The organism is Streptomyces sp. NPDC021749, from assembly GCF_040640655.1.
Taxonomy (GTDB): Bacteria; Actinomycetota; Actinomycetes; order Streptomycetales; family Streptomycetaceae; genus Streptomyces.
On the sequence record NZ_JBFACE010000002.1, the window covers coordinates 368,038 to 381,803 of the forward strand.

Annotated in this window: 11 protein-coding genes; 7 read left to right on the plus strand and 4 right to left on the minus strand. The window is 70.6% G+C overall.

Translation table 11 applies throughout. The annotated features are described in order from the left end of the window. The first annotated feature begins 41 nt into the window (after positions 1-41). On the plus strand, positions 42-2,171 hold the full coding sequence (locus tag AB0G35_RS03475) for a TerD family protein (RefSeq protein WP_360942948.1): 2,130 nt from the start codon (positions 42-44) through the stop codon (positions 2,169-2,171). Between the two features lie 38 nt (positions 2,172-2,209). Here the strand turns inward: AB0G35_RS03475 and AB0G35_RS03480 are convergent, their stop codons facing one another. Further along, positions 2,210-2,554: a hypothetical protein gene (locus tag AB0G35_RS03480; protein WP_360942951.1), complete on the minus strand. Its 345-nt coding sequence runs from the start codon at positions 2,552-2,554 to the stop codon at positions 2,210-2,212. A 274-nt stretch (positions 2,555-2,828) separates the two neighbouring features. Beyond that, complete coding sequence (locus AB0G35_RS03485) at positions 2,829-3,995, minus strand: erythromycin esterase family protein (protein ID WP_360942954.1); 1,167 nt, start codon at positions 3,993-3,995, stop codon at positions 2,829-2,831. Between the two features lie 101 nt (positions 3,996-4,096). Between AB0G35_RS03485 and AB0G35_RS03490 the strand changes: the two genes are divergently transcribed. Both AB0G35_RS03490 and AB0G35_RS03495 read left to right on the plus strand, forming a co-directional pair. Next, positions 4,097-4,822, plus strand: coding sequence for a TioE family transcriptional regulator (locus tag AB0G35_RS03490; RefSeq protein ID WP_360942957.1), 726 nt, complete (start codon positions 4,097-4,099; stop codon positions 4,820-4,822). 123 nt (positions 4,823-4,945) lie between these two features. Beyond that, a complete protein-coding gene (locus tag AB0G35_RS03495) occupies positions 4,946-5,812 on the plus strand; it encodes an AraC family transcriptional regulator (protein ID WP_360942960.1) in 867 nt (288 codons plus the stop codon). Between the two features lie 48 nt (positions 5,813-5,860). On the opposite strand, the gene AB0G35_RS03500 is transcribed toward AB0G35_RS03495, so the two are convergent. After that, positions 5,861-7,075 (minus strand): hypothetical protein, encoded by a 1,215-nt coding sequence (locus tag AB0G35_RS03500; protein ID WP_360942963.1) that lies wholly within the window; start codon positions 7,073-7,075, stop codon positions 5,861-5,863. A 476-nt stretch (positions 7,076-7,551) separates the two neighbouring features. On the opposite strand from AB0G35_RS03500, the gene AB0G35_RS03505 reads away from it, so the two are divergent. Beyond that, the gene (locus tag AB0G35_RS03505) at positions 7,552-9,225 is read left to right on the plus strand and encodes a sigma-70 family RNA polymerase sigma factor (protein ID WP_360942966.1); all 1,674 of its coding nucleotides are present in this window, start codon (positions 7,552-7,554) and stop codon (positions 9,223-9,225) included. Positions 9,226-9,437: 212 nt separating this feature from the next. Then, on the plus strand, positions 9,438-10,472 hold the full coding sequence (locus AB0G35_RS03510; RefSeq protein WP_360942969.1) for a C1 family peptidase: 1,035 nt from the start codon (positions 9,438-9,440) through the stop codon (positions 10,470-10,472). A 121-nt stretch (positions 10,473-10,593) separates the two neighbouring features. On the opposite strand, the gene AB0G35_RS03515 is transcribed toward AB0G35_RS03510, so the two are convergent. Then, complete coding sequence (locus AB0G35_RS03515; protein ID WP_360943101.1) at positions 10,594-11,349, minus strand: helix-turn-helix domain-containing protein; 756 nt, start codon at positions 11,347-11,349, stop codon at positions 10,594-10,596. A 262-nt stretch (positions 11,350-11,611) separates the two neighbouring features. Here AB0G35_RS03515 and AB0G35_RS03520 point away from each other — a divergent pair, with 262 nt between their 5' ends. Further along, positions 11,612-12,274 (plus strand): DUF4097 family beta strand repeat-containing protein, encoded by a 663-nt coding sequence (locus AB0G35_RS03520; protein WP_360942972.1) that lies wholly within the window; start codon positions 11,612-11,614, stop codon positions 12,272-12,274. Positions 12,275-12,515: 241 nt separating this feature from the next. Beyond that, the gene (locus AB0G35_RS03525; protein ID WP_360942974.1) at positions 12,516-13,757 is read left to right on the plus strand and encodes a serine hydrolase domain-containing protein; all 1,242 of its coding nucleotides are present in this window, start codon (positions 12,516-12,518) and stop codon (positions 13,755-13,757) included. Positions 13,758-13,766: the final 9 nt, after the last annotated feature.

Sequence of the window (13,766 nt, forward strand, 5' to 3'; positions counted from 1 at the left end):
GGATTCGGTCCCGGCGCGGCCGTATGCAATCTGGGGGCCCTATGCACACGATGAACAAAGGTGCGAATATCGGCCTGTCGGCACTCAGCGAGAACATCGGTTCCGTGATGATGCGCCTGGGGTGGAACAGCACTTCCGGGGAAGGTGATGCGGATGTTTCCGTACTTCTCCTGAACGCACACGGCAAGGTGCGCAGCGACGCCGACTTCTACTTCTACAACCACCCCGTCGCCCCGGACGGCAGCGTCCAGCTCCTGGGCAAAACGCCGGCCAGGGACGGCAACGAGGACCGCATCAGCTTCGACCTGGACGCGATCCCGCCGGAGGTCGAGCGGGTGGTCGTGGCCGCGAGCCGCTACGGCGGCGCCCGGTTCGGGGACCTCAACGACCTGCACCTGACGCTGGCCGACGGCACGGGCGAGAACGTGCTCCGGTTCACCGCCGAAGACGCCGGGGAGGTGAGCGCGTTCCTCTTCGGCGAGCTCTACCGGCGGGCCGGCGAATGGAAGTTCCGCGCCATCGGACAGGGCTACGCCTCCGGCCTCGCCGGTCTGGCGACGGACTTCGGGGTGAACATCGACGACGATGAGGGCGAGGGCGAGGGCGAGGGCGAGGGCGAGGGCGAGGGCGAGAGCGAGAGCGAGAGCGAGAGCGAGGCGGTCGGGGAAGGGGGCGGGGAAGCGGTCGGGGAGGCCGCGCCCGTTCCGTCCCCCCGGCAGTCCGGGAGTGGGTCCGGGAGCGGACCCGTGGGCGGCTCAGGGGTCGCGCCGGCTCGGGCATCCACCCCGGGCGGGCACCCCACCCCGGCCGGGACGACCGCCCCCACCGAAGCACCCGCCTCGGCCGAGCAGAAGAGGACCACCCGTCCCCGTACCGCCCGCAAGAAGGTCACGCTTCCCCAGCAGCCGAGGAAACCGCTCGCCGAGAACGACAGCTGGCGGGCGGCCCGGCTCTTCCCCGTAACGGCCCTCCGGAGCGACCGGGAGCGTGAAGTGCGGGCCACGTCCGTGCTGTTGGCGGTCATGTCCCAGGTACCGGAGTTCGGCCGGCGCCTCACGGCGGCCTTCGGCGCACCCGCCGGCCGGATGGAGACGTTCACCGAGGTGTTGCTGCCGCACGGCGACGCTCCCAAGCGCCCGGACGGGGTGGTCCGGGTGGAACGCGCCGGCAAGCTGTGGACCGCGCTGATCGAGACGAAGACGAACGGCCGCCCGCTCAAGCCGGAGCAGGTGCAGGCGTACCTGGACATCGCCGCCCGGCGCGGTTACGAGGCGGTGATCACCCTGACCAACGACGTGGCGCTGGAAGGCAGCCCGCTGGTCGAGGTGAAGACGGACGGCCGCCGCAAACACAAGGTCGCCCTGTGGCACCTGTCCTGGGCGGAGGTGGCGCACCAGGCACAGATGCTGATCCACCACGAGGGCGTCGGCAACGCCGCCCATGCGTGGCTGCTCCAGGAACTGCTGCACTACCTCCAGCACGAGAACTCGGGCTGCCACGGCTTCCAGAACATGGGCTCCGCCTGGGTGCCGGTGCGCAACGCCATCGACGACGAGACGCTGTGCCAGGGGGATCCGCGCACCGTCGACGTGGTCGAGAGCTGGGAGCGGCTGGTCCGGCAGGTCTGTCTGCGGCTGGGCGGCGAACTCGGCCGGAAGGTCCTGCCCGTTCAGCGCGCCCGGCGCGGCACCGACCCCCGGGCCCGACGGGCCGCGCTGGCCGACCAGTTGTGCGCCGAGGGGCGGCTGCACGCCGAACTACGCATCGAGGACACACCGGGCCCCCTCGCGCTCGCCGCCGATCTGCGGACCGGCAAGCTGCGCACGTCGATCGAGGTGGCGGCGGCCGAGCAGGGCTATCCGCTCACCCGGGCCAAGCGGTTGATCCGCCGGCTCGCGGCGGCGCCGGCGGATCTGCACGTCGAAACCCTGGTCGAAGGCGCCGGGGCGGGTCCGCGCGGGACCCTGGAACGGCTGCGGCCGGAGCCCGCCGACATCCTCCCGAAGGACGGTGCGCAGATCACCGGCTTCCGTCTGTCGCTGTTCACCGGCCTGGGCAGCGGCCGTGGCAATGCCCAATCGGGCTTCATCCGCAGCGTCGACAATGCCGTGGACCGATTCCACGCCGATGTCATCGCCCACCTCGACCGGGGTGCGCCCCGCCGGACGTAACGGGCAGGCCCCGGCCGGAACCCCGCCCGGAATTCCGGTCAGAGGCGGCGTATCCGCGCAGCGATGCCATGACCGAGCAGAAGGTAAATCACTGCGGGTAGACCGAAATTGAGGAATACCCGCAGTCCTTCGACGTCCATGGTGAAGATGTCCTGGGACCAGCCGGCGAGCCAGTCGGCCATACCGTGCACAAAGCCGACGAAGACATTTCCCCGGTTGGCCTCCAGCAGGTACAGCAGGATCCACAGGGCCAGAATTCCCGCGGCGATGTCCGCGATCGTATGGATGACCAAGGCTGTCCGGTTTGCTCCGGAGCCGTCCCGGCTGCGCCGGTGGATGTCGGGATGAGTGCTGTAGGGGGCGTAATTGTCGTTTATCGGCATGGGTTCATGAGGGCTGTTCATGCCCCCTTACTTGCCTCGCCCGAGTACCCGAAACCTCTGCCAAACCTGCGATTCCATATCGGTTCCAAGATCTTTCCCGGGCCGAATCGAACTCCCTTCTCCCGCCGCGCACTTGTGAGCCCGCTCATTCGCCTGCCGTGTCCGGTATTCGGCAGGCATCTTTCAGGCTCCGGGGAGATTTATGCGCAAGCGTGCAATCGCGGCGCCGGGTCCCCCTCGTCACACCCGGCGCCGCGCCCCGCTCGCCGGGGGCCTACGGGCGGAACGCCCGCACGGCCGCCGCCCCGTCGCTGACGTGCAGGAGTGCGTCCGCTCCGTCGAGAACCGCCCGGTCGAGAGGGAAGTAGCCCTGCTGCGGGGTGGTGTCGGCCCGTGTCACGACGGAGGCCGAGGGGCTGACCGTATGGGCCGCGGTCAGCCCCCAGCCGGTGGTGCGACGCTGCAGAATCGCCTCGTACGTCTCCGCCTCCGGCTCCCCGAGCCCGATGACTTCGCTGCTGCCCAAGGTGCCGAGGACGACGGTGTACCGCTCGCCCAGGAAGGCGCCCGCGATGGCGCCGGCGGACCACCAGTCGATGCCCATGGGCCCCATGCGCATATGGCTCCGGTTCCGCTGCAGATGGAGGTTGTGGGCCGAGACCAGGGTCGGGCCCCGCCGGGCCTCGACGGTCCGGATGTCGAGGAGGTTCTGGGCCATCAGCGCGTCCCGGGTGGCGCACAGTCCGGTGACCCGGGCGGTCTCGTCGATGCGCTGCGCCGACTGCTGGTGGTAGCGCAGCAGGCCGAGACCGGCGGTGAGGTGGGTCCTGGCCCGGTACCACTCGGCACGTGAGGTGGCCTCGATCAGCTCCGGTGCGCGGATGTGGAGCGAGGTGAGCAGATCGTCCGCGATCACCCGCAGCCGCTCGGCCTCGGCCGTGGCGCCGATCGAGCTGGCCGCATCCATGATCGCCTCGGTGCGGCTCCACCGTTCGTCGTCCCCGGCGAGGCTCCCGAGGTCGAGGTCGAGGCCCAGGTAGTCCCGCGCGTACTCCAGGTAGCGCCGCGGGCTGGGTGCGTGGGTGGTCTCCATCGAACCGTCGAAGCCGTGGAAGACCAGACGCTCCGCCGCCGGCCGGTTCTCGTTGAACTCGCGCATCCAGGCGATGAGTTGCCTGTTGGCGAGCAGCTCTCCGAAGTCGTGCGAGAAGCCCTCGTCCATCACTTCATCGAGGGTTCCGGGTCCCCCCTGGACGTAGTCGTCCACGCGGAGTGCGGCCACCCGGTCGGTCTCCAGGGCGATCGAGCGGAAGCCGCGGTCGGCCAGCCGGCCGAACAGCTCGTTCCGGATCCGCCCGAAGGCGGGCTCCAGGTGCGTCGGCTCTCCGAGCGCCAGCAGTTCACATGACGTTGGTACGAAGTCTTGGATGTCCTGACTCATGAGCCTCAATCGTAACCTTGAAAGGTCGGTTGAGACTTATGCCGCTCGTGCCGCAAACTGTGCGGGCAGGATCTTCTGAAAGTCTCAAAGCAACGGGAACCATGCGACCCACCGACCTCGCCCGTGAGCACGGCATCTCGACCCAGGCGGTCCGCAACTACGAGCGGGACGGGTTCCTCCCGCCCGCCGAGCGCACCGCCAGCGGCTACCGGATCTACACCGAGGTGCACGCGGCAGCGCTCCGCGCCTTCCTCGCCCTCGTCCCGGCCTACGGGCACGCGGCCGGCGGACGGATCATGAACGCCCTCCACCGCGACGACCTCGACGGCGCCCTCGAAGTCATCGACCGCGGCCACAGCCGGCTGCTCCGGGACCGGGAGACCCTCGACGCGGTGCGGGAAGCGGTGGACCACCTGACGGCGGAGTGGGACGCGCCTCCGGACCCCCCGACAGCCGGCTCCGGCACCCGCACCATCGGTGAACTCGCCCACCAACTGGACGTCACCCCGGCGACCTTGCGCAACTGGGAGGACGCCGGCATTCTCACCCCCGCCCGCGACCCGGTCACCGGACACCGCGTCTTCCGCCCGAGCGACCTCCGCGACGCCGAATTCGCCCACCTCCTCAGGCGCGGTGGCTATCCGCTGGAGCACATCTCCACCGTGGTCCGACAGATCCGAACGGCCGGTGACACCGACACCCTCTCCACCGCCCTGGCCGACTGGCAGCACAGGCTCACCGACCAGGGCCTCGCCATGCTCCGTGCGTCCACGCACCTCAGCCACTATCTGGCCGTGCGGGATGCCCCCACACCACCGGCGCCATGAGCACCGCGGCCGCCCCGCCGCACGTCATGACCGGCCTGGAACCCGACCGGACCGGGCACAGGATGTCGGGTCCGGCACCGTGCGCGCTTCCTAACGTGAGGCGCGCAGGGGAAGGAGACCGAGGTGCTGGAGCGGCTGAACGAGGCCCTGGAACACATCGAGTCGCATCTCGATCAGCGGATCGAGGCGGCCGAACTGGCGCGGATCGCGGTGACGTCGGAGTACCACTTCCGCCGGCTGTTCTCCGCGCTGGCCGGGCTCCCGCTGTCGGAGTACATCCGGCGCAGACGGCTCACCGTCGCGGGGGCCGAGGTGCTCGCGGGGGAGCGGACGCTGCTGGAGATCGCGGTGCGCTACGGCTACGGCTCGGGGGAGGCGTTCGCGCGGGCGTTCCGGGCCGTGCACGGCATCGGACCGGGCGAGGCCCGGCGCACGGGTGCGGCGCTGCACTCCCAGCCCCGGATGTCCTTCCGTCTCGTCGTCGAAGGGAGCAGCAGCATGCGATACCGGATCGTGGAGAAGGAAGGGTTCCGTGTCGTCGGCAGGAAGGCCCGCGTTCCGCTGGTGCACACCGGGGTGAATCCGGCGATCGCGGCGTTCGTCCGTGGCATCGACCGGGCGACGATACGGCGCATCGCCGCGCTGTCGGACCAGCAGCCGGAAGGCATCGTCTCGGTGAGCGACGACCTCGACCCGAGCCGGGCCGAGGGAACCGAACTCGACTACTACCAAGGCGTGGTGACCGGCGCCGACGCGCCGGAGGACCTGGACGCACTCACCGTCCCGGCCGGGGCGTGGGCCGTCTTCGAGAACTCCGGACCGTTCCCGCAGGCCCTCCAGTACCTCTGGCGGGACGTGTTCACGCAGTGGTTCCCGTCCAACCCGTACCAGAGCAGGCCGGGGCCGGAGATCCTGCGCGTCCGCCCCTCGCCGGACGGGACGCGGGCGGACGCGGAGCTGTGGATCCCCGTGGAGCGGACCGGGGGCTGAGCGGGTGGCGCGGCGGTGTCCCGCCCGGGATGCCGCCGTGGTCTCCCGTCATCCGCGCCCGGTGAACGGCTGACCGACCCCGAGTCGGCGCAGGTCGGCCAGGACCTTGGGGTCCTGGGCGTCGAGCCAGTCGCAGAGCTGGCGGAAGGAGACCAGCCGGACGTCCTTGCGCTTGTCGTCGGCCATGTGCTTGAGCGCCTCCTCGACGGCGTCCATGTAGATGCCGCCGTTCCACTGCTCGAAGTGGTTGCCGATGAAGAAGGGCGCCCGGTTGGTCTCGTAGGCCCGCCGGAAGCCGGCGATGTACGCCTCGGTGGCCTGCTTGCGCCAGCCCGGGTAGTTGGCCGGCGGGGCCTTGGTGGCGGCCTTCGACTGGTTGGCCAGGATGTTGTAGTCCATCGAGAGCACCTCGAAGGAGTGGCCGGGGAACGGCATCTGCTGCAGCGGGAAGTTCCACAGCCCCTGCTTCTTGTCCGGCCAGACCTGGAGGCCGCCGGGCGAGCTGGCGTCGTACCGCCAGCCGCGCTTCCTCGCCGTCGGCAGCAGGTTCTCCTGACCGAGCAGGCACGGCGTACGGCCGCCGACCAGTTCCTTGCCGTAGTCGAAGGGAAGAGGTTCGAGGTCGGTGAAGCCGGTGTTCGTCCGCCACTTGGTGACGAAGGACACCGCCTGCTCGATCTCGTCGTCCCACTGGGCCGGCGTCCAGTGCTTCACCGAGCCGCTGCCCTCACCGCAGAAATGCCCGTTGAAGTGCGTGCCTATCTCATGGCCCTCCAGCCACGCCCCGCGCACGTTCTTCAGCGTCGCCCGGACGTGGTCGTCGGAGAGGTAGCCGATGGCGGAGGCCCCGACGGGGTTGTTCGGCGGCCGGTACATCCGCTTCTTCGACTCGGGCAGCAGATACAGCCCGGAGAGGAAGAAGGTCATCGACGCGTTGTGATCGCGGGCGAGTTTGCGGAACCGCGGGAAGAGACCGTTGCCGACCTCCCCCGCACCGTCCCAGGAGAACACCACGAACTGCGGCGGCTTCTGCCCCGGCTCCAGCCGCTCCGGCCTGGGCGGCTGGTGCGGCTGCTTCCCGGTGTACGCGGTCGAGCCGTCGCCTATCGGCCTGCTCCGCGGCCCCTTTCCGGGCTGCGTTGCGAACTCGGTCCCGACCGTGTCGGAGCCCGACGACCCGGAGGTGGAGCAGCCCGCGACGGACAGCGCCGCTGCCGCGCCTGCTCCGAGCCCGAATATCCGGCGGCGGCTGAATTCACGCATGACGATCCCATCGCATTGGTTCGACGTTCGGTAAGGGGGGCGCCCACCGAGGTGGGACACCCGAAGAGAGGGAGAAGCGGTCACCGAGGTTTCGCGTCACTCGCCGTTCGCCGCGTCCGACGTCGTCTTTCGCACCGTGTGCTCCCCCTGCTCGACGGACGGGGCGCGAAGCCGAAGCCGGCAGTGACCCGCACCCACGTCCCTGGACGCGTACGACTCTCGCGACGATCACTAGCGCACCGGTAACGCCCCACTAACAGCCGCTGCCGCCGCACGGCCGGCGCCGCCGTCCACAGCTGTGGACGGCGCAGGGCGGGGCACCGGCCGGCCCTCGCCCGGGTCGCGCTCCGCCTTCGGGGAAACGACCCGAGGATTTCCGTTATCCGGCCGGGGAGGGAAGATCCCCAGGCATAGCACGACCGATCGCACGATCGATTGCACGAGACCGATGGCACAGCGAGGAAGGAAGCCGGAACGTGAACCCACATCCGGGAGCAGCGACTGTGGTGGCCGCGCGTGCGGGGGATCAGCAGGCGCAGGACGAGCTGGTGACCGGCTTTCTGCCGCTGGTCTACAACATCGTGGGCCGCGCACTGCGCGGCCACGCCGATGTCGACGATGTGGTGCAGGAGGTCATGCTCCGCATGCTGCAGGGACTCGACGGGCTGCGCGATCCCGACCGGTTCCGGTCCTGGCTGGTGGCCGTGACGATGAACGAGATACGCCGCCACTGGAACCGCCGGCAGGCGTCACCGGCCGACACCAGGGTGGACGACGTCGCCGACGTCGCCGACCCCGCTACCGACTTCGTCGATCTGACCATCTTCCGCCTGGGCCTCGCCGGTCAGCGCAGGGAGGTCGCCGAGGCGACCCGCTGGCTGGACGAGAACGACCGCGCCCTGCTGTCGCTGTGGTGGCTGGAGGCCGCGGGCGAGCTCACCCGTGAAGAGGTGGCCGCCGCCCTGGAGCTGTCGCAGCAGCACACGGCGGTACGGGTGCAGCGGATGAAGATCCAGCTGGAGACGGCCAGGGTCGTCGTGCGGGCCCTGTCGGCCGAGCCGCGCTGCGAGGAACTGCTGGCGATGGTGGCCCACTGGGACGGCGTCCCCTCCGCACTGTGGCGTAAGCGCATAGCCCGGCACGCGCGGGGCTGCGCGGCGTGTTCGGGGTACTGGATCGGCCTGGTCCCGGCGGAAGGGCTGCTCGTCGGTCTGGGCCTGGTGCCGCCGGCGGCCGGTCTGATGTGGCTGGTGTCCGGGACGCACGGCGCGTCCGTCGTCAACATCGCCTCCGTCGCCTCCCAGCAGAGCATTTCGGGCGGCGGCAGCGGGCAGGTGGTCAGGGCGGCGGTACGGCGGGGAGCACATCGCGCGCACAAGCCGCGCGGTGTCCGCCGGATCCTGCAGGCCCGCCCCCGGGGCGCGGGTGCGGTCGCCGGAGGCGCCGCGGTGACCGCCACCGCCGCCGCAGCCGCCTTGTCCCTCGCCCTCGTCCCCTCCGGCGGCCACGACACCCCGAGCGCGGCGGCCGCGCCCCGCAAGGTGCCCGCGACGGCATCGGCGAGCTCGCCCGGCCCGGAACCCTCGGCGCACCGTTCCACCAGCCCGCCTCCCGCGCGTCCCAAGGCCGCGCCGACCCGCAGGGCGACCACCGCGGCGAGCCGCGACGAACGGCCCGCCCGTCCCCCGCTGACCCCCTCGCCGACCCCGACGCCCCGGCCGAGCCGGACGGTCGACCCCGCCCAGCAGGTCCTCGCCCTGATCAACAAGGCCCGGGCCGACCACGGTCTGCCGCCCTACACCCTCACCTCGGGGCTCACCCGCAGCGCACAGGCCCACAACGCCGTGATGGGCGACGGCTGCGGTCTGTCCCACCAGTGCCCCGGTGAAGCGGCCCTGGGAGAACGGGAGACGGCCCAGGGCGTGCACTGGGGAGCGGCCGGGGAAAACATCGGCCAGGCCTCAGCGGGACCGGACCCGCAGCAGATCGCCGCCGCTGCCGTGAGCGTGACGCAGTCGATGCTGGACGAGAAGCCGCCCAACGACGGGCACCGGCAGAACATCCTCAGCACGACGTTCCACCACGTCGGCATAGGCGTCCACCGGAACGCCGACGGCACCGTCTGGCTCACTCAGGACTTCTCCGACTGACTGCCCGCTTCTCCGACTGACTGCCCGCACCCCCCGGTCAAAGCCGGCCACCCGTCCGCCTTCCCCCACCAACTCGGCTCCCCGCCAGGGGATTTACCTCCCCGGAAAACCGGGGTCGCCGTTTTCCTGTTATCCGCCGCGACCTGGAGCATCTCCATAGGTGTCAGGTACCTGACACCCCACAGCCTCCCCCCGAAGGAATGAGGAATTCGATGAGCCACGGTTCGCACCGGTGGAAGGCGATGAGCGGCAGGTCGCGCGCGGTGATCGCGCTCGCCTCGGCAGGTGTGGTCGGCGCCGTCACCGTAGGCGTGTCCTCGGCGGCCACCCAGACGACCGCGGACCGGACGACCGCGGACCGGACGACCGCCGGCCGGAAGACCGCCGACAACCCCGCGGCCACCGCCGGCTCCTCGCAGATACCGGCCACGGCGGCCGGAAAGCCCCGACGCTTCGCCATGGGCGCGGTGCCGTCCCGGGAGAACGGGCGGACGACCGCGCTCGGCAAGGCCCTCAAGCCCAGGCTGGCGGCGCTCGCGCCCGGGGCCGTGGTCGGCGCGAAGCCCTCGGCGACGCAAGCCGCCCTGCCCGAGAGCGTCGACCTGAGCAAGTACGCGCCCGCGCCCGGCAACCAGGGCCAGGTCGGCTCCTGCGCCGCCTGGGCCGTCGACTACACGGCCTACGGCGTCCTGGAGCGCGAGCAGAAGATCTCCGGCGGGCCCCAGGCACCCATGTTCACCTACGCGCAGGTCGTCAAGGGGCAGCAGCGGGGGACCTCCCTGGCCGATCACTTCAGGATCGCGATGAAGCAGGGCGTCGACGCCAAGTCCCATTACTGGCAGGGCGACTTCGACTACACCACCCAGCCGACCGCCGGCGAGACGAGAAACGCCGCGAAGTGGAAGCTGTCCGGCTACACCCCGCTGCACACCGGAAGCCGGCTGAAGAACGAGGTGAAGGCGGCGCTCGCCAAGGGGCTGCCGGTCGCCGTCGCGGTGCCGGTGCACAACAGCTTCTTCGCCGTCACTCCCCGGACGGCCGCCTCCTACACCTACTACCCGACGGCCGGTGACCCCATGGCGGGCGGCCATGCGATGGCCATCGTCGGCTACAACGGCAAGGGAGTACGGGTGGAGAACTCCTGGGGCTCCGGCTGGGGCGACCACGGATTCATCAACCTGTCCTGGAAGTTCCTGACCGACCAGGCATGGGAGGCCGACGCGGTCGGCAAGCTCATCAAGCGCTGACCCCGCGCCCCCACCTCACCCCTTCCCCCCAACCCCCCACCACGAGCAAGGCCCCGGTCACCGACCGGGGCCTTCGCCGTGGAGCGTATCCCCGGCAACGAAGTGCTCCAGGCGGCTCTGGCTAGGCGCGCTCCGAACGTGGCGTGGCAGTGTCGTCCGGTGCCGTTTCGGTTCTGGTGTAGAGGACTTCGCGGCCCTGTTCCGCGGCGCGGATGAGCGCTTCGCTGACGAAGTCGAGGAAGCGGGCGGCATTTTCGAGGCGGGTTGCGGCCGGGGTCCCGTGGCCGAGGATGCCGACGCCCTGCCGTGCGGTCTCGATGAACTGGTCGTTGGCCCGGGCGCTGCGGATCATCGACTGGTACCAGAGGTCGTCGTCGACGACGTAGCGCTCGCGGCGGCGCTGGTCGCGTTCCCGGCGGACCAGGGCCAGGCCCTCAAGGAACGTGATCGCCTTGGAGATGGACGCGGGGCTGACGTGGAGGCGCTGGGCGAGTTCGGAGGCGGTCAGGCTGCCGGCGTCCGTGGTGTAGAGGCAGCCCAGCACCCGGGCCATCATCTTGGGCAGGCCCGAGGTCATGAAGACGGTGGTGAGGCTCTCCTGGTAGTCGCGGACGGCCTCGGCGTCGCGTCCGAAGGGCTGCGGGAGCGCCTGCGCGCCCTGGGGTGCAGCCTGCGTGCGCCGGTGGGTGCGCTGCTGGGTGGCGCGGTGGGCCAGGTCGGCACGGTAGCCGGTGGGGCCGCCGTTCCGCATCACCTCACGCGTGATTGTGGAGGTCGGACGGTCGAGACGGCGGGCGATCTCGGCATAGGCCAGGCCGTCGGCCAGCCCCACCGCGATCTGCTGGCGCTCCTGCTGGGTGAGCCTGCCTCCCGGCACCATGACCCCTTTCCTGCCCCACGGGTGCCCCATGGCGCTGCTCGGTGTTCCCTGACGCCTCCAGCATAGCGTTCACCTTCAATGCATTGCAACGGCCAGCGGTTCCCTCGTTGCGTTAAGTGAGACGGCGTTGCAACGATTATGGCCCATCTACCTGCGTAAATGCGCCTCTTAAGCAACGATTGCGTTGCCTAGAACAGGAAAGCAACGTAGCGTTTCCATCGTTCGGAAACGACGAGTCGCCACCACAAGGGAGAGCACGATGCAGAAGTTCGACACCCCCGCCCCGATCTCCGCCGTCCTGGCCGTCCCCGCGGGACGCGTCCAGCTCATCGCCGCGGACCGGGCCGACACCACCATCGAGGTCCTGCCGGCGAACGCCGCGAAGGGCCGTGACGTGAAGGCGGCGGAGCAGACCACGGTCGAATACGCCGACGGCGTCCTGCGGATCGAGAATGCGGCGAAGAACCAGTACTTCGGCCCCTCCGGATCCATCGAGGTGACGGTCAAGCTGCCCGCCGGTTCCCGGGTTGAGGCCAAGACGGCCAGCGCCGAACTCCGGACCGTCGGCCGTCTCGGCGACATCGCTTTCGAAGGCGCGTACCGCGAGATCAAGTTGGACGAGGCCGCGAGCGTCCGCCTCACCGCGGTCGACGGCGATGTCGAGATCGGCCGGCTGGGCGGCCCCGCGGAGATCAGCACCGCGCGGGGCGACATCCGGATCGCCGAGGCCATGGGCGGCACGGTCGTCCTCAGCACCCAGTCCGGCGACATCACGGTCGGCGCCGCCGCCGGGGTGTCGGCCACGCTGGACGCCGGCACCACCCACGGCCGCATCAGCAACGCCCTCAAGAACGACGGCCCCGCCGAGCTCGACATCCGCGCCACCACCTCCGACGGCGACATCACCGCCCGCAGCCTCTGACCCGCCCGCAGCCTCTGACCCGCCCGCAGCCTCTGACCCGCTCCCGCCGAAGGAGCACTCCCGACACCGACCCGGCCGGCAGGCGAAAGCGCACCCGATGCCGCGCCGGGGAGGTGTCCCGCACGGGCGAACGCAGCACGGCCGCCCTGAAGCGCACGGCCACCGCCCGGGATGCGCCCGGCGGCCACCACACCCACCGGGCCGACCACCCACCCACACACCCCACAAGGAGCACACAGCCATGTCCCCCAACCTCACCGGCCGGCACAGCGGCTTCTCCGTGACAGGGCTGCGCAGAGTCCGCGACGTGCTGGCACGGCACGTGGAGTCCGGACGGATTCCCGGACTGGTCGCCCTGATCAGCCGGGGCGATCAGACCCACGTCGAAGCGGTCGGGACCATGCGCCATGACGGTGGCGCGCCGATGCGCCGGGACACCATCTTCCGGATGGCTTCGACGTCCAAGCCGGTCACGATGGCGGCTTCGATGGTCCTGCTGGACGAGTGCAGGCTGCGGCTGGACGACCCGGTGGAGCCGTGGCTGCCCGAGCTCGCCGACCGGCAGGTGCTCAAGCGGGCCGACGGCCCGCTGGACGACACCGTGCCGGCACGGCGGCCGATCACCGTACGGGACCTGCTGACCTCCACCTTCGGGCTCGGCATGGACCTGACCGCGCTGGGCACCCCGATCATGGACGCGGTCTTCGAGCGGGGCATCTTCAGCCAGGGTGCGACAGCGCTTGCCGCGCCGGACGAGTGGATGCGCCGCCTGGGCACACTGCCGCTGATGCACCAGCCCGGAGAGCACTGGCAGTACCAGATCAGCCACGACGTGCTCGGTGTCCTCGTCGCCAGGGTCACCGGGCAGTCGTTCGAGTCGTTCCTGCGCGAACGGATCTTCGGCCCGCTGGGCATGAAGGACACCGGTTTCCACGTCCCCGCCGGCAAGATCGACCGGCTGCCGCCCTGCTACACCCCGAATCCGCAGACCGGGGAGTTCACCGTGTGGGACGAGGCGGTGGGCGGGCAGTACAGCGCACCTCCGGCGTTCCCGTCAGGCGGCGGCGGCCTGGTCTCCACCGTCGACGACTACCACGCCTACTTCCGGATGCTGCTGAACCACGGGACGCACGACGGCGAACGCCTCCTGTCCCGGCCGGCCGTGGAGCTGATGACCACCAACTGCCTCACCCCCGAACAGCAGGCCGCCCGCAGCGCCCTGGCCCGCAACAACGTCCACCTCTCCTTCGGCCAGGGACAGCACGGCGGCTGGGGCTACGGCATGGCGGTACGCACCTACCGCGGCGACTACGCGCCCATCGGCCAGTTCGGCTGGGACGGCGGCACCGGCACCTCCGCCTACGCCGACCCGCACAACGGGCTCGTCGGCGTCCTGCTCACCCAGGTCGGGCTCTCCCTCCCGGCCCCGGCACAGCTCATCCACGACTTCTGGACCACGCTCTACCAGGCGATCGACGACTGACCTCGACCG